This is a genomic window from Pseudonocardia sp. ICBG601 (assembly GCF_020496245.1).
Map to the genome: position 1 here is coordinate 1 of NZ_JAHLJA010000092.1, position 15,192 is coordinate 15,192.

Below are 15,192 nucleotides of genomic sequence, written 5' to 3' on the forward strand. Positions count from 1 at the left end.
CCAGGAGGTCGCGGGCGCCGCGTCGCTGGCCAACGACCTGCCCGAGGGCATGGAGCCGAACCTGACCGCGGACTCGGCCTTCGACCCGCCGAACTTCACCTGGCCGTTCGGGACCCACGTCTGCGCGTCACCGAGGTCGACACCGAGACCGGGTTCACCCGGATCCGCCGCTTACGTCGCCGTCGACGACTGCGGGGTCGTGGTGAACCCACGATCGTCGAGGGTCAGCTGCACGGCGGCATCGCCCAGGGCATCGGGCAGGCCCTCTACGAGCACGCCACCTTCGACGACGCGGCAACCCGACGGCGGCCAACCTGGCGTCCTACCTCGCCGTGCCCGCCGCGACCGACCTGCCGCACTTGGAGCTGGAGCAGCTGGTCACCCCGTCGCCCACGAACCCGATGGGGGTCAAGGGGATCGGCGAGTCCGGCGCGATCGGTCCTCGCCCGCCGTGGTGAACGCGGTGATCGACGCCGTCGCCCACCTCGGGGTGACCACACGTGGACATGCCCGCGACACCACAGGCCGTCTGGCGGGCGATCACGCAGGCCTCCGGCCACACTGCCTGAGACCAGGGGAGGGAGACCGGCACATGGTGGACATCAACTGCGACATGGGCGAGTCGTACTCGATCTACCACTGCGGCGACGACGAGGGCCTGATGCCCTGGGTGACCGTCGCCAACGTGGCCTGCGGCTTCCACGCCTCCGACCCGCGGGTCATGACCCGCACCGTCGCGCTGGCCAAGCGGCACGGGGTGAAGGTCGGGGCGCACCCGTCGCTGCCCGACCGGGAGGGCTTCGGCCGCCGTGAGATGAGGCTCGACCGCGAGGAGCTGACCGCGGGCGTGGTGTACCAGATCGGTGCGTTGGCGGGGTTCCTGCGTGCCCACGACATGGAGCTCAACCACGTCAAGGTGCACGGCTCGCTCTACGGCATGTCGGCCCGTGACCCGGAGGTGGCCGCCGCGATCGCCGACGCCGCCGACGTCTTCGGCGCCCCGCTCGTCGGCATGGTCGGCACCGCGCACGAGCAGGTGTGGGGCGACCGGCCGGCCGGCTTCGTCGCCGAGTACTACGCCGACCTCGACTACCGCGACGACGGCTCGCTGATCATCACCCGGGAGCACGAGGCGTTCGACCCGGTGCGTTCCGCGGAACGCGCCCTGCGCGCGGTCACCGAGGGGAAGGCGACCTCGGAGAACGGCAAGGAGTTCACCGTGCGCGCGGACTCGGTGTGCGTGCACTCCGACACCCCGAACGCCGTCGAGCTCGCCCGTGCCGTGCACGACGCGTTGAAACCCCACCTGAGCAGCTGAGAAGGAGTACCCGCAGTGCCCCGACACGAGGTCGTCTCCCCGATCCCCGGCGTGTTCTACCGCCGCCCCGACCCCGGCAGCCCGCCGTTCGCCGAGGACGGTGCCGCCGTCACCGACGACCAGGCGATCGGCCTGGTCGAGGTCATGAAGTCCTTCCACCAGATCCCGGCGGGCGCCACCGGCACCGTCGTCGAGTTCCTGGTCGGTGACGAGGACGAGGTGGACGCCGGCCAGCCCGTGGCGGTGGTGGAGACCGCATGAGGCTGCTCGTCGCGAACCGCGGCGAGATCGCCGTCCGGATCATCCGGGCAGCCCGGGACCTGGGCATCGGCACCGTCGCCGTGCACTCCAAGGCCGACGCCGACGCCCTGCACGTGCGCCTGGCCGACACCGCCGTCGCGATCGGGCCCTCGCCCGCGTCGAAGTCCTACCTGGTGGCCGACGCGATCCTCGCCGCGGCGAAGGAGACCGGCGCGGACGCGGTCCACCCCGGCTACGGGTTCCTGTCCGAGCGGGCGTCGTTCGCCGCCGCCGTCGCCGGTGCGGGCCTGACCTTCGTCGGCCCGGACGCGGCGACGATCGAGCGGATGGGTGACAAGGTCGCCGCCCGGGAGGTCGCCCGCGCCGCGGGGGGTCCCGACCGTGCCCGGCACCCCCGGCGGGGTCGACGCCGCCGACGCCGCGGTCGCCGCCGCCGAGGAGGTCGGCTACCCGGTGATGCTCAAGGCCGCCGCCGGCGGCGGGGGCCGGGGCATCCGGGTCGTCGCCGACGCCGAGGAGCTGCGCACCGCCTTCGGGCAGGCCTCGACCGAGGCGGAGAAGGCGTTCGGCGACGGCACCATGTACCTGGAGCGGTTCGTCGAGCGCGCCCGGCACGTCGAGGTGCAGGTCCTCGGCGACGGCCGGGACGCCGTCCACCTGTTCGAGCGGGAGTGCTCGCTGCAGCGCCGCAGGCAGAAGGTCGTCGAGGAGGCCGTGTCGCCGGGCATCACCGAGGCGACCCGGGACGCCATGACGGCCGCGGCGGTCGCCCTGTGCCGCGAGGTCGGCTACACCTCGGCCGGCACCGTGGAGTTCCTCGTCGACGACCGCACGGGCGAGTTCTTCTTCATCGAGATGAACACGCGCATCCAGGTCGAGCACCCCACCACCGAGCTCGTCACCGGCATCGACCTGGTCGCCGAGCAGCTGCGCGTCGCCGCGGGGGAGCCGCTGCGGTTCACCCAGGACGCCGTCGAACGGCGCGGGCACGCGATCGAGTTCCGGGTCTGCGCAGAGGACCCGGAGCGGGACTTCCTGCCCCAACCCGGCGGCGTCGGACGGGTCACGCTGCCGTCCGGGCCGTGGGTGCGCTGCGACACCTGGCTGGAGCCCGACGGGACCGTCCCGCCGTACTACGACTCGCTGCTGGCGAAGGTCGTGGTGTGGGGAGCCGACCGGACCGAGGCGCTGGCCCGGTCCCGGCGCGCGCTCGACGAGTTCTCCGTCGCCGGGATCCCGACCACGGCCGGGCTGCTCCGCACCCTGGCGGGGTGAGCCGTGGGTGGCCGACGCCGACTTCCACACCGGGACCCTCGAACAGTGGCTGGCCGAAGGGAAGGGGACCTCATGAGCGCCCGCTACAGCTGGGGCGGTGACGAGTTCGTGTTCGTCGAGCTGGCCGAGGACATGAGTTTGCAGGCCAACTTCAAGGCCGTCGCGATCACGAACCTGCTCCGCGAGGAGCGACCGGAGGGGATCCTGGAGATCTGTCCGGCGAACGCCTCCTACCAGGTGCGCTACGACCCCGACGTGCTCGACCCGCACGCGCTGCTCTCCCAGCTGAAGGAACTGGAGGCCCGGGTCGGCGACGCGCTCGGGGTCACCCTGGACTGCCGGGTCGTGGAGATCCCGGTGCTCTACCAGGACCCGTGGACGACCGAGACGCTGCTGCGGTTCCGGGACCGTCACCAGGACCCGGAGGCCACCGACATCGAGTACGCGGCCCGGATCAACGGCTACTCGGGTGTGGAGGAGTTCATCGCCGCGCACTCGGGCTCGCCGTGGTTCACCTCGATGGTCGGGTTCGTGGCCGGTCTGCCGTTCAAGTACCAGATGGTGCCCCGGGAGCGGCAGATCATCGTGCCGAAGTACCTGCGTCCGCGGACCGACACCCCGAAGCAGACGGTCGGCTACGGCGGCTGTTTCTCCTGCATCTACTCGGTGCGGGGGCAGGGCCCCGGCAAAGTCGTGATGGGTGGGTCCTGAGCTGCGGTGACGTGCGGGGTGGGTGCGGACACAGGCTTGGCGTGATCATGAGGGTGTCGAATCCTTGCTCACGTCAGGAAGCCTGTGTCCGCAGTGTCAGTGTCTCCGATCGTTGCTGCTCTGGAAGGCCTGGAGGTCGGTCCTGACGCGGGGAGAGCCGCGCCGGTCGGTGAGGCGGCGGGGTTGTCGCTGGTGGAGGCCCTGTCGCGAGTGCCGGACCCGCGGAAACCACGCGGTGTCCGCCACGGTGTCCTCGCGGTGTTGCTACTGGGGGCGTGCGCGGTGTTGGCGGGGGCCCGGTCGTTCACCGCGATCGCCGAGTACGCCCATGACGTCGGCCGCGCCGTGCTGGACGTGCTCGGGGTGGGCGCGGTCGCTCCGCACGAGTCGACCATCCGCCGGGTCCTGCAACGGGTCGACGCCTCGGCGCTGGAGGCGGCGTTGCAGTCCTGGGTGTTGCCCCAGCTCAGCGCCCAGCCGGCGGCGGAGGGCACACCCCGGCGAGAACAGCGTCGCGTGCTGGCCTTGGACGGCAAGACCCTGCGCGGCGCCCGCGTCCGTGCCGCCGACGGCAGGGTCTGGCTCCCGCATCTGGTGTCGGTGCTCGACCAGACCAGCGGTGGCGTGCTCGGCCAGGTTCAGGTCGCAGAGAAGGGCAGCGAGATCACCGCGTTCACCGCGCTGCTCGACCCCCTCGACCTCGACGATGTACTGGTCACCGCGGACGCTCTGCACACCCAGCGAGCCCACGCCGACTACCTACACCGCCGCGGCGGGCACTACCTGATGACGATCAAAGCGAACCAGCCCACGCTGCTGGCACGGGTACGGGCGCTGCCCTGGACCCAGATCGGCGTCGCTGATCGTCAACGCGGGCGTGGGCACGGCCGCGTCGAGACCCGCACGATCAGCGTGGTCAGCCTGCACCCCTGTCCCGACCTGGGCGCAGAGTTCTTCCCCCACGCATCCCAGGCGATCAAGCTGGTGCGCCGGCGTCGCCCACTGCGGCCTGGCGGGAAGTGGAGAACCGAGACCGCCTACGCGATCACCAGCCTGACCAGCACCGACGCCGATCCAGGACTGCTCGCCCGCTGGATCCGTGGGCACTGGTCGATCGAGAATCGCCTGCACTGGGTCCGTGATGTCTGCTTCGACGAAGACCGCGCCACCGCCCACACCGGTCACGCCCCGCAGGTCATGTCGGCGTTGCGGAACCTCGCGATCACCGCGCTACGCCTGCACGGCGTCAGCAACATCGCCGCAGCACTCCGCCACCACGCCCGCGACCCCCATCGACCACTGACCACCTACAAGATCATCTAGCGACTTTGCCGGGGCCCTGGGTGCGGGGGGCCGGTGGGTACCAGATGTTCGGGATCACCCCGGCCCCGATCTACGACCCGACTCAGACCAAGCCGGACTTCGCCGAGCACATGGTCTTCATGCGGCCCGGGGACATGGTCAAGTTCCGCGGGATCGACCGCGACGAGTACGACCAGCTGGAGGCGCAGGCCCAGGCGGGGGAGTACCGGATCACCGCCCGCCCGGTCGCGTTCGACCTGCAGCCCTTCCTCGACGACCCCGACGGCTACAACAAGCGCCTGCTGGAGGTGCTCGCGTGACACGCATCGAGGTCCGCAAGCCCGGTCTGTCGACCACCGTGCAGGACGGTGGCCGCTCCGGCTACTACCACCTGGGCATCCCGCCGTCGGGCGCGCTCGACCAGTACTCGCTGACCTGCGCCAACGCCCTCGTCGGGAACCCGGACGACGCCGCCGCCCTGGAGATCGTCTACATGGGCCCGGAGCTGGCGTTCACCGGGCCGGCGACGGTCGCGGTGGCCGGTGCGACGATCGCCCCGAAGGTCAACGGCGAAGCCCGTCCGGTGTGGGAGTCCTTCGACGTCGTCGAGGGCGACGTGCTGGCCTTCGACTACCTCAAGGCCGGCGCACGCGCCTACCTGGCGGTGTCCGGCGGGATCGACGTGCCCGAGAAGCTCGGCAGCCGCGCCACCTACGCCTCGGCGCCCTGGGTGGGCTCGACGGCCGGCCGCTGGCCGAGGGCGACGTCCTGCCCGTCGGGACCGGAGCCGGCCGCGCGGGGCTCGTGGTGCCCGAGGACCTGCGCCCCACTCTCGCCAAGGACGTCGAGGTCCGGGTCGTGATGGGGCTCTACGACCACCGGCTGACCGACCGCGGCCGCGCCACCTTCCTCGACACCACGTGGACGCTGACCCCGGTCGCGGACCGGATCGGGTTCCGCTACACCGGCGGCGAGCTGGAGACCGTCGACCGGGAGCCGCCGTTCGGGGCGGGCCAGGACCCGTCGAACATCGTCGACTCGCCGTACCCGATCGGCTCCATCCAGGTCCCGGGCGGGGTCGAGCCGATCGTGCTGCACCGCGACGCGGTGTCCGGCGGCGGCTACATGATGGTGGCGACGGTGATCTCCGGGGACCTCGACGTCGTCGCCCAGTCGGCGCCGCGCACCCGCACCCGGTTCGTCGCGGTCGATCTGGAGACGGCGCTGTCGCTACGGGCCGAGCGGAAGGACCGGCTCGGGCGGATGCACAGCGCACTGGAGCGGTGACACCGCGACCGCTCACCCGTTCGGGCTGGCCCTGCGGCTCCGTCTGGTCCAGACTCGACGCTCGGTGACGCGGGGCGGTACCGGACGTGGGAGAGGACCGAGCGATGAGCGGCAGGCACCGGAGGACGGCGGGCGCCGGGCTGGTCAGGCGGGTCCTGGCCGTGACGGTCTCCGCGGTCGGCGCGGTCGCCCTCGCCGCGGCGGTCGTCGTCACCGTGACGCCGACCGAGCAGCCGGTCGCGGGGCAGGCGGAGCAGACCGATCCCGGCCCGGCCGCGCCGCTCGCCGCCGGTCCCACGGCGGAAGGCGGGGGCGCACCGGCGCGGCCGGCCGACCCGGCTCCGCTCGCGCAGGCACCGGCACGGGCGGCCGCCGACGCCGCGGCCGCCGCACACCCTGCCGCCGCACACCCCGCCGCCGCACCCGAGGCCTCCCCGCAGCCGGGCTTGTCCGGGGAGCAGGGATGGTCCGGGAGGCCCGGATCGTCGACCACGTCCGCCGGTGGGGCCGGTCCGACCCGGTCCGGCGGCGGCGGGGCACAGCGCGCTGTCGAGCCGCGCTCCACGACCGGTGGCGCAGCCGGTACCGGCCCGGCAGCCCCAGGCGGCGTGGCCGGTGGTGCGGCCGGTGACCGCACCGCGCCCGGTCCGCTCGCCGGCGAGCCCGGCGCGGGGACCACGCCGAACCCCGGCCGGGACGTCCCTCCGGCCGGCACGACGCCCTCCGACGTCACCTCCCCGTCCGACGACACCACACGTCCCGGCGACACCAGACCCGGCGACACCAGACCGGACGACCCGGCTCCGGTCGACGACACCGCACCCGGCGACCTCTCCGGACGGGACCGCGACACCGGGTTCTCCGCCCCGACCCGGCCGACACCCCCGCAGCCGCAGACCGTCACGCCCACCCCGCGCGGCGACGACCCGAACGGCGACGACCCGGCCGGCGGCGGTTCCTCCGGCGGCTCCCCGGGCGCGGTCACGCCGGCCGACCCGGGCACCGGCACCGCGGACGGGGCGCTGCTCCGCCTGCGGATCGCCGAGACCCCGCCCGTCGACGTCCGGGTGCCCGGCCCCGCCCTGTCGCTGCTCGGCGGCTGAGTCCGACCGGTCCGTCCGGGTGGCGCGAAGACCACCCCACCGGGACGCCACCCGCCCGCGACGCACCCGTTCGGTGCATGGCCGTTCCTCCGTCCGCCGGTCACCATCACCCCATGCGCACGGCGAGCGGCTCCACCCCGTGACCGGCCGGCACCGGCACCCCGGCTCGGCCGACCCGAGGAGCCCGGGCCCGGCCGCGGTCGGGCCCGCGGCGTGGCCGCACGCCGCGGCCCGCTCCCGGGGCGCGACGACACCCACCCACCGCGCGAGGCGCCACGACCGGTCGAGGACCGGGACCGGCCGGCGCGGGGCCGCCGTCGGCTCCGCGTCACCCTGGCGGGGGTCGTCCCGGCGGTGCTGGTCGCCGCGGTCACCGTCGCCGGACTCCTCGGTACCGGGGTGCTCGGCGGGGTCGCCCCCGCGGACCAGCGGGTCGACGACCACGTCCCGGTGCCGACCTTCGCCGCCGGCCCGACCGCCGACGACGCCTCGTCGCTCCCCGTGCCGTCGCGCTGGTACGGCTCCGGCACCGGGGTCACGTCCACCACGGTGCCCACCGCGGTGCCCACCGGGACGCCCACCACGGTGCCGGTCGCGGCCCGCGAGACGCGCGCGGCCGCCGTCGCCGACGGGGCGGTACGGGCGGCGACGGCCCGCATCGCCGAGGAGCGGCGGCTCGCCGACGAGCGCCGGGCCGCGGAGATCGCCGCGCAGGAGCGCCGTGCCGCCGAGCGGCGCGCGGAGGAGCAGCGGGCCCGGGAGCAGGCCGACGCACGCCGCCGCGCTGCCGTGCCGCCGACCGAGGCCCCCACGACCCCGCCTGCCCCGAGCACCGCCCCGGCCCCGCCGAGCAGCACCGGGCCCGACGAGTCCGGGAGCGCGGCCCCCGCGCCGACCGGTACCTCGGCCCCGGCACCGACCGGGGGCGCCCCGCGCACCGAGGCGTCGTGAGCCGTGTCGTCCGGTTCGTGACCGTGCCCCGCTGACACCCGGCACCGCTGGCACCCGACGGGGCGAGGGAGGTTTGAGCCCCTCCGGCTCCGGCTACCGACAGGGCAGGAGGCGATCACGATGAGCGGACGGCATCGACGTCCACGCACCACGCCCGGCCGCCTGGCCCTGTTCGGCACGGTCCCACTGGTCGGCGGCGCCGGCCTGGCCGCCGCCCTCGCCGGCGCCGACGGCACGGACCCGGCCCGGAACGTCACCCCCACTCCCACCGCCGCCACCGCCGCCGTCACGAACGGCGCGAACGGCGCGAACGGCGGAGCCACCGATGCGGCCGAGCCGGTCGCCGTCCCCGGACGCGGCGAGATCGTGCTGGACGCCGTCGGCGGTGCCCGCGACGCCGCCACCCGCGCAGCCGACGCACAGACCTCGGCCCGGGTCAGCACCGTGGCCGCCGAGCTCCGTGACCAGGCACGGGCGCGGGCCGAGGCGGCCCGCGCCGCCGGGGACGCCGAGCTCGCCGCCTACCACCGTGACGAGGCGGCCCGCCAGGACCGGCTCGCGGATTCGTCGCGTCCGGTGCTCCTCGACGACCACACCGCCGACGGCGTCGGCAGCTCACCGCTCTGCCGTGCAGCGGACGTCGTCCGGCTCGGTCAGCTCACCGACGCCGGGCCGGAGTGCGACGACGACCCGTGGATCGCCGGGCAGATCGACGACGCGATGCGCCGCGGCGGCGTCGACCGTTCCGTCGGCTGACCGGATCTACGGCTCGAGCACCGTCAGCCCCAGCGCCGCGCAGATCGCGCTCGCCTGGGTGGGGGAGACGATCGCCCCGCGCAGCTCGCGGGGGGTGTCCGGGGTGACCTCGCCGAGGTCGCAGCCCCGTAGGTCGGCACCGTCGAGGCGGGTCGAACGCAGCACCGTGCCGCGCAGCCGGCACCGCTCGAACCGGACGTCGCGCAGGTCGGCGCCCGACAGGTCGGCCTCGGAGAGGTCGCAGTCGGCGACCCGCAGCCCGCGCATCGCGACGTCACGCACGTCCGCCAGCTGCAGCGAGCAGTCGTCCAGCACGAACGAGGCCGTCAGCCCCCGCAGACCGCGCAGGGCCGTGCCGATCATCCGGCAGCCGGTGAACCGGGTGTCGCCGAGGGTCGCCCCGGCCAGCCGGGCCCCGGACAGGTCCACCCCGCTCAGCACGGCGTCGGTCAGGTCGGCCTCGCGCAGGTCGGCGCCCGCCAACGAGGTGCCGGAGATCCGTGCCCGGTCCAACCGCACACCGCGCAGGTCGGCGCCCGCGAGCGAGCCGCCCCGCAGGACCAGCCCGGCGAGGTCGGTCTCGCGCAGGTCGGCCTCGTCCAGGCGCGGCGCGTCCACCTCGCCACCGGCACGAGCCGCCGCGACGAGCTCGGCCTCCGTCGTCACCGCCACCACGGCGACAGCCTGGCAGGTCAGCGTGCGGTGGGGGCGTCCGGGCCCACCGGAAGGCACTGCACCGGGCGCGGGTGCTCCGGATCCAGGGCGTTGAACACATGCTGGAGAGCGACCGGGTCGAACGCGACGGCGCCGTGCTCGGCGAGGTCGGTCGGGCACCCGTCCTGCAGGACGATGTTGTGCGCCCCGTCCATCAGGCCCGAGGTGTAGGGGACGACCAGCTCGTCGTAGCGGGTGAGGATCATGGTGTAGTCGACGCCGGCGGCGCGCGGCCCGCCGTCGGAGTTCATCCGCTCCAGGAAGTCCGAGCCGCGCAGGAACTGCCGGCAGGACACGCACAGCGGGTCCAGGACGAGGCCGACGGCCGGACCGAGGCCCAGCTGCTGGCCGGTGCGGTTGAGGAAGTCCAGGCCTGCGACGGTCGTGCCGTCCCACAGCGGGGTCATGCCGACGTAGCGCTCGACCTTGTCGGCACCGCCGAGGAACCGGACGTAGTAGTTCGGCATCAGCGAGCCTTCGGAGTGCCCGACGATGTCGACCTTCGCCGCTCCGGTGGCGCTGCGGACCCGGTCGACGAACGCGGCGAGCTCGGCGGCGCTGTCCTCCATCGGCGCCAGGCCTCCGACCTGGGTCAGCGGCGGCGGTGCGAGGGGGTTGCGGCCATAGGTCAGCGAGAACACGCAGTAGCCGCGCTCCGCCAACCGGGGGGCCATGTAGCTCCAGTTGTTGCCCTGGTTGGCCAGTAGGCCGTGCGTGAGCACGACCGGGTTCGGGTGCGCCGCTGACGGCCGGCAGTTCCAGTCGTTCGACCCGGGCGGGGGCGGGTCGAGCAGGTCGGTCAGCGAGGCGACCGGTGCGGGCTGTGGCGCCGCCTGGGCCGGGGGCACCAGCGCGAGGCCGACCGTGCAGACCGCCACGCGATCGAGACGACCGCCGCCCACCTGCGCCGATCGATGCCCTGTCCAGTCACGAGCCGCCTCCTCGGGTGCCGTCGTCACCGGATCAACGACCACACCGAGGGGAGGTTGCTGACCGTCACCCGACAGGGCCGTCCGGGGGAGGAGCGGCTACTCCGTCCGATCCGGGTCGGCACGCCCGTTCGGCTCTGTGGCCGTGTCCTGCCGGGGGACCTGGTCCTGGCGCGGTCGTCCGCCGCGGCGCATGTTGCCGTTGGTGGTCCGCCGGGTCGGATCCACCAGGCGCTTCCACTTCGCCTGCGCCGCCTGGCGGCTCGACAGCTGGGCCTGCACGGCGTCGGCGACCTCCTTCCACGTCATGCCCCCGGCCCGCAGGGTGCGGATCAGGTCGCGCTCGTAGTAGTCGGCCAGCCGGCGCATCTCCTGCACCAGGGCGTACCAGGCGGCGGCCCCGTCGTGGGTGAGGACGCCGTCGGCGGCGCGCTCCTTCATCCCGTCCAGCTGCTGGGTGATCGACTCCCGGCGTTTCGCGATCGACGGATCAGCCCGTTCCAGCCAGCGCTGCGCTTCCTCGTACCTCATGAAGTCAATGGTTCATTGACGCGTACCTGAGGTCAACCGTTGGGCGACCCCGGCGTGTCGCCGGGGAACCGACGGCCACGGCGACACGGCCGCCCCGTCGGATCGGGGCCGGCCGTCGTGGTGGTGGTGGAGGGAACCGCGGCCACGCCCGGCCGCACGGTCGGCGGGTCGCCGGGACACGGTCCGGGCCGGACGACAGGGGAGGGGCGGGCACGACCGGCGCCGGCACGGCGAGGCCACACCCGGGTCACCAGACCCGGGTCCCCGGCGGGCGCCGCCGGGGAGGTTCTGTATCGCCCTGAGGTGCCCCGTACGGCTCCGTGCACGGCGTCGGGCGGGGGAGTCGCCCCGCCGAAGGACACGGGCGGAGCGCCCGAGCCGGCCGGGGTGGTCGCGACCTAGCGCGTGGACGGGGCGGTCACGGGACGAGCACGAGCTTGCCGCCGGTTCGGCGGGACAGGCTGAGCGAGGCCGCCTCCTGGACGCGGTCGAAGGTGTAGGTGCCGGCGACCGGCACGGCCAGGACGCCCTCGCCCGCGAGCCGGGCGATCCCGTCCATCCGGTCGTAGCGCATCGTGGTGCTGGTCCGGACGCCCAGCTCGGATGCGGCGGCGAAGTCCGACACGGTGAGGACGCGGTCGGCGACCCCGGTCAGCTCGATCAGGGCCGGCAGCGAGCCGCCTGCCGGGCTGGGCCGGTCGGCGCGGTCTATCCGCCCCCCGGTCGGCGTGGCGTCCAGCGCGCGGTCCACCGGTCCCCGGGCCAGCCGGCGGACGCGCGCGACCATTCCCTCCCCGTAGGGCGTGACCCGGGCACCGACCTGTTCCAGGGCGGCAGTCCGGGTCGGCCCGGCGGTGGCGATCACCCGCACACCCGGTGCCGTGCGAGGCGCACGGCCGTCTCACCCACGGTGGTGCCCCGCGCCGTGGACGAGTAGCAGCTCGCCCGGCCGGACACCGAGGTCGTCGAGCGCACGCCACGCGGTCTCGGCCGCCACCGGCAGCGCGGCGGCCTGCTCGGCGGTGACCCCCTCGGGAACGGGTGCCCAGGCCGGCATGAGCGCGTACTCGGCGGCGCCGGCCGTCGGACCGTCGAAGCAGGCCGGGCCGAACACACGGTCTCCGATGCGGACGTCGTGGACTCCCGGGCCGAGCGCATCGACGGTGCCCGCCACCTCCAGGCCGAGGCCACGGGGCAGAACCGGGAGGACGTCGGCGAGCAGACCGTCCGCCAGGTGCCAGTCGGCCGGTGTCAGCCCGCAGGCCTGCACGGAGATCCGGATGCGGCCGGGGCCCGGCTCGGGCCGGGCTACCTCCGCGAGCACGATCACTTCGGGGAGCCGAACCTGTGGAACTGCAGAGCTCTCATGACGGTCCCTCAGTGATGACAGCACCTGTTGTCGCCAACGGTAGCAGGCGACGACAGTGTCTGTTGTCGTATCCTGGCGGGTATGCCGCGCTGGGAATCCGACGCACAGGGCCGGCTCGAACGCGCGGCCCTGGACCTGTTCGAGACCCACGGGTTCGACCGCACCTCGGTCGCGCAGATCGCGGACGCCGCAGGCCTCAAGGAGCGCTCGTTCTACCGCTACTTCCCCGACAAGCGGGAGGTCCTCTTCGCCGGCGGGGAGATCGAGGCGCACCTCGTCGAGCAGGTGGAGGCGGCCGACCCCGGTCTGGCGCCGATCGACGTGCTCCTGTCCGCACTGGGGAGCGCCGAGGGCCTTCTCCGCCCGCGCGGGTACCTCCGGCGGCCGCGGGAGGGTGATCGCGGCCAACCCGGCGCTGGCCGAGCGCGATCTGATCAAGCTCGCCGACATCGCGGAGGCACTGGCCCCGGCTCTCGAACGCCGGGGTGGCGACCCCGGTACGGCGCGCTTCCTCGTCGATGTGGTCCTGGCGATCCACCGGCGAGCCGTCTCCCGCTGGCTGGCCGAGGAGGACGCCACACTCGCCGAGCTCATGGCCGAGGCCACCGCCGAGCTGCGTACGGCGATGGCGGCACCGCCTCGGACGTCCCCCGGGCCGGCCGAGGACGGAGGTCCCGGATCGTCGTAACACCTCCGCTGCGGAGGAGCCGGCGCGATCCTCGACCACCGCCGGAGCCGGTCCACCGCCCGCTCGGCGGCGGGATCTCGGCCTCTGCCTCTCTATGTCAATGTAGCGTTGACACCTTCTGATGGTCATCCACACGACGACCACAGATCTGCCAGGACGACGCCCAGGGCAGGGAGGCGGTACTCGGGCCAGGAGAGACCGAGCCCGTGATGGGGCCGGGTGGACCCGAGCCGGTCGGCGGGGAGCGGGGACCGGCACCGGAGGCCCGTAGCGGTGCGCTCGGCGCGCCCGGTGGCCCGAGTGCCGCCGTGTGGTGCCGGACGGTCCAGGAGCCGTTCAGGCCGCCCTGAACGGCGCTGTACGGGGCCCCGGGTTGCCGCCGGGTCGTAGGAGCTTTGTCGTTGCCGCAGCCCCCGCGGCGCTCTCTCATCCCTCGCTACCGGCGGGATGCGCCGTGGGACAGACCGGTACGCCACAACGTCCGCCGGGCGCGAGGGGGAGCCGGCCCATCCAGACGTCGGTTGTCGTCCCGTGACGTGACCGAGTCCCGGTTGTCGGCTACGGCTCGGTCCACCGGACCAGGGCTCCTCCTCTGCAGTCAATGAATCATTGACGCGTTCTCATCGTCAGCGAAACAACGACACAGAACCCGCCTCGACCACCGAGCCCGCCGCTCGCCGGGGGAGCAGCGATCAGATCAGGGAGAGGCTGAACCCGTCGTGGGTCCGGGTGAACCCGAGCCGCTCGTAGAACCGGTGGGCGTCGGTCCGGGACCGGTCGGAGGTGAGCTGGACGAGCACCGCGCCACGACGGCGGGCCTCGTCGACGGCGTACCGGACCATGGTCGCCCCGAGGCCGTCGCCGCGCCGGGACGCGGCCACCCGGACGGCCTCGATCCGGGCCCGCAGCGCGCCCCGGCGGGCCAGCCCCGGAGCAGCGTGAGCTGCAGGGTCCCGACCACCGTGCCCTCGTCGTCGGCGACCAGGAGCAGGTGCCGGGGGTCGCCGTCGACCTCGGCGAACGCGGCGAGGTAGGGAGCCAGGTCGTCCGGGGTCTCGCGAGCGGCGCCGAGCGGGTCGTCGGCCAGCAGCGCGACGACGGCGGGGACGTCACGGGCCGTGGCCCGGCGCAGGACGGGTGTGGGCACGGTGGGACCTCTCGACACGGAACGACACAGGACGACACGGCACGGAACGACGGGGGAGCAGCCTGCGGGGAGCAGGCTGCCCGGAGAGTGTCCCGGAGTGATGTCGTGCGGCCGGACTGGGCGTCCGCCGGGGGAGCGGTCACCATGGCCGGCATGTCCACCGACACCCACGACCGGGCCGACGGCACCACCCCCGCCGCCGCGTCCGCTCCCGCACCGGCCGGCGGCGACCCCGTCACGGTCTCGTTCACCCGTCGCGCCGATCCCGGTCACGCCGCGGAGATGACGGCCTGGATCCGCGCCGGCCTGCTCATGGCCGAAGGGTTCCCCGGCTTCCTCGGCGGCGGCTGGGTCCGCAGCCGCGACGGCTCCGACGAGTGGCACATGCTGGCCCGCTTCGACTCCCCGGAGTCACTCGGGCGATGGGAGGCCAGCCCGGAGCGCCGCTGGTGGCTCGGCTCCGCCCAGGGCCTGGCCGAGATGACCCGGGCCGAGCGCCGCACCGGCATCGAGGGCTGGTTCGACCAGCCCGCCGCGGTCGAGACCGCGGGCCCGCCCCAGATCACCCCGCCGCGCTGGAAGCAGGCGACGACGATCTGGCTCGTCTTCTTCCCGATGAACCTGCTCGCCACGGTGACCCTCGGTGCGCTGATCGCGGACTGGCCCGTCGTGCCGCGGCTGGCGGTGACGACGATCGTCCTGACCCCGATCATGGTGTACGTGATGCTGCCCTGGATCACCCGGGTTCTGGGGTGGTGGCTGCAGGGCCGTCGGTTCCGCGACCGGCACCACGTCCCGGTGGGCTGATCACCCCTGGGGGCTCCCCGGATCACGCGGAGCGAGGCCGCTA

At 74.2% G+C, this 15,192-nt stretch carries 17 protein-coding genes and 5 pseudogenes; 16 read left to right on the forward strand and 6 right to left on the reverse strand.

What is annotated here, in order from left to right; genetic code table 11:
* Positions 1-189 precede the first annotated feature (189 nt).
* The 13 genes and pseudogenes from KPL57_RS72635 to KPL57_RS24520 form a co-directional block, all read left to right on the forward strand.
* Positions 190-234, forward strand: a pseudogene (locus tag KPL57_RS72635) (hypothetical protein); the annotation flags it as partial.
* A 98-nt stretch (positions 235-332) separates the two neighbouring features.
* The gene (locus KPL57_RS67180; protein WP_264198500.1) at positions 333-458 is read left to right on the forward strand and encodes a hypothetical protein; all 126 of its coding nucleotides are present in this window, start codon (positions 333-335) and stop codon (positions 456-458) included.
* A gap of 134 nt (positions 459-592) precedes the next feature.
* Positions 593-1,318: a 5-oxoprolinase subunit PxpA gene (pxpA, locus tag KPL57_RS24470; protein ID WP_226353323.1), complete on the forward strand. Its 726-nt coding sequence runs from the start codon at positions 593-595 to the stop codon at positions 1,316-1,318.
* Between the two features lie 15 nt (positions 1,319-1,333).
* A complete protein-coding gene (locus tag KPL57_RS24475) occupies positions 1,334-1,579 on the forward strand; it encodes an acetyl-CoA carboxylase (RefSeq protein WP_020625095.1) in 246 nt (81 codons plus the stop codon).
* Positions 1,576-1,839 (forward strand): annotated as a pseudogene (locus tag KPL57_RS24480) (biotin carboxylase N-terminal domain-containing protein); the annotation flags it as partial. The gene KPL57_RS24475 and the pseudogene KPL57_RS24480, both read left to right, overlap by 4 nt.
* Before the next feature lie 121 nt (positions 1,840-1,960).
* Positions 1,961-2,854, forward strand: coding sequence for an ATP-grasp domain-containing protein (locus KPL57_RS70125; protein WP_226353324.1), 894 nt, complete (start codon positions 1,961-1,963; stop codon positions 2,852-2,854).
* 72 nt (positions 2,855-2,926) lie between these two features.
* On the forward strand, positions 2,927-3,565 hold the full coding sequence (locus tag KPL57_RS24490; protein WP_226353325.1) for an allophanate hydrolase subunit 1: 639 nt from the start codon (positions 2,927-2,929) through the stop codon (positions 3,563-3,565).
* Positions 3,566-3,664: 99 nt separating this feature from the next.
* On the forward strand, positions 3,665-4,888 hold the full coding sequence (locus KPL57_RS24495) for an ISAs1 family transposase (protein WP_226351754.1): 1,224 nt from the start codon (positions 3,665-3,667) through the stop codon (positions 4,886-4,888).
* A gap of 44 nt (positions 4,889-4,932) precedes the next feature.
* Complete coding sequence (locus KPL57_RS24500; protein WP_226353326.1) at positions 4,933-5,187, forward strand: hypothetical protein; 255 nt, start codon at positions 4,933-4,935, stop codon at positions 5,185-5,187.
* A 38-nt stretch (positions 5,188-5,225) separates the two neighbouring features.
* A pseudogene (locus tag KPL57_RS24505) lies at positions 5,226-6,154 on the forward strand (biotin-dependent carboxyltransferase family protein).
* 104 nt (positions 6,155-6,258) lie between these two features.
* On the forward strand, positions 6,259-7,257 hold the full coding sequence (locus KPL57_RS24510; protein WP_226353327.1) for a hypothetical protein: 999 nt from the start codon (positions 6,259-6,261) through the stop codon (positions 7,255-7,257).
* 213 nt (positions 7,258-7,470) lie between these two features.
* Positions 7,471-8,208: a hypothetical protein gene (locus KPL57_RS24515; protein ID WP_226353328.1), complete on the forward strand. Its 738-nt coding sequence runs from the start codon at positions 7,471-7,473 to the stop codon at positions 8,206-8,208.
* Between the two features lie 120 nt (positions 8,209-8,328).
* Positions 8,329-8,964: a hypothetical protein gene (locus KPL57_RS24520; RefSeq protein WP_226353329.1), complete on the forward strand. Its 636-nt coding sequence runs from the start codon at positions 8,329-8,331 to the stop codon at positions 8,962-8,964.
* Between the two features lie 6 nt (positions 8,965-8,970).
* Here KPL57_RS24520 and KPL57_RS24525 read toward each other — a convergent pair whose 3' ends face one another.
* The 5 genes from KPL57_RS24525 to KPL57_RS24545 form a co-directional block, all read right to left on the reverse strand.
* Positions 8,971-9,639 (reverse strand): pentapeptide repeat-containing protein, encoded by a 669-nt coding sequence (locus KPL57_RS24525; RefSeq protein WP_226353330.1) that lies wholly within the window; start codon positions 9,637-9,639, stop codon positions 8,971-8,973.
* 17 nt (positions 9,640-9,656) lie between these two features.
* Positions 9,657-10,556, reverse strand: coding sequence for a triacylglycerol lipase (locus tag KPL57_RS24530; protein WP_226353331.1), 900 nt, complete (start codon positions 10,554-10,556; stop codon positions 9,657-9,659).
* A 150-nt stretch (positions 10,557-10,706) separates the two neighbouring features.
* Positions 10,707-11,138: a hypothetical protein gene (locus tag KPL57_RS24535; protein ID WP_226353332.1), complete on the reverse strand. Its 432-nt coding sequence runs from the start codon at positions 11,136-11,138 to the stop codon at positions 10,707-10,709.
* Between the two features lie 418 nt (positions 11,139-11,556).
* On the reverse strand, positions 11,557-12,003 hold the full coding sequence (locus tag KPL57_RS24540; protein ID WP_226353333.1) for a zinc-binding dehydrogenase: 447 nt from the start codon (positions 12,001-12,003) through the stop codon (positions 11,557-11,559).
* Between the two features lie 36 nt (positions 12,004-12,039).
* Positions 12,040-12,468 carry an alcohol dehydrogenase catalytic domain-containing protein gene (locus tag KPL57_RS24545; protein WP_226353334.1) on the reverse strand — a complete coding sequence of 143 codons (429 nt, stop codon included), beginning with the start codon at positions 12,466-12,468 and terminating at the stop codon, positions 12,040-12,042.
* A 120-nt stretch (positions 12,469-12,588) separates the two neighbouring features.
* On the opposite strand from KPL57_RS24545, the pseudogene KPL57_RS67195 reads away from it, so the two are divergent.
* Positions 12,589-12,699: pseudogene (locus tag KPL57_RS67195) on the forward strand (TetR family transcriptional regulator); the annotation flags it as partial.
* 202 nt (positions 12,700-12,901) lie between these two features.
* A complete protein-coding gene (locus tag KPL57_RS24555) occupies positions 12,902-13,195 on the forward strand; it encodes a hypothetical protein (RefSeq protein ID WP_226353335.1) in 294 nt (97 codons plus the stop codon).
* 692 nt (positions 13,196-13,887) lie between these two features.
* On the opposite strand, the pseudogene KPL57_RS24560 reads toward KPL57_RS24555, so the two are convergent.
* Positions 13,888-14,342 (reverse strand): annotated as a pseudogene (locus KPL57_RS24560) (N-acetyltransferase family protein).
* Positions 14,343-14,495: 153 nt separating this feature from the next.
* Here KPL57_RS24560 and KPL57_RS24565 point away from each other — a divergent pair.
* Positions 14,496-15,149 carry an antibiotic biosynthesis monooxygenase gene (locus KPL57_RS24565; protein ID WP_226353336.1) on the forward strand — a complete coding sequence of 218 codons (654 nt, stop codon included), beginning with the start codon at positions 14,496-14,498 and terminating at the stop codon, positions 15,147-15,149.
* Positions 15,150-15,192 lie beyond the last annotated feature (43 nt).

Coding starts and splice junctions, on each gene's coding strand:
- pxpA (WP_226353323.1), top strand. CDS start 593: ATGGTGGACATCAACTGCGACATGGGCGAGTCGTACTCGATCTACCAC.
- KPL57_RS24490 (WP_226353325.1), top strand. CDS start 2,927: ATGAGCGCCCGCTACAGCTGGGGCGGTGACGAGTTCGTGTTCGTCGAG.
- KPL57_RS24500 (WP_226353326.1), top strand. CDS start 4,933: ATGTTCGGGATCACCCCGGCCCCGATCTACGACCCGACTCAGACCAAG.
- KPL57_RS24510 (WP_226353327.1), top strand. CDS start 6,259: ATGAGCGGCAGGCACCGGAGGACGGCGGGCGCCGGGCTGGTCAGGCGG.
- KPL57_RS24520 (WP_226353329.1), top strand. CDS start 8,329: ATGAGCGGACGGCATCGACGTCCACGCACCACGCCCGGCCGCCTGGCC.
- KPL57_RS24535 (WP_226353332.1), bottom strand. CDS start 11,138: ATGAGGTACGAGGAAGCGCAGCGCTGGCTGGAACGGGCTGATCCGTCG.
- KPL57_RS24565 (WP_226353336.1), top strand. CDS start 14,496: ATGTCCACCGACACCCACGACCGGGCCGACGGCACCACCCCCGCCGCC.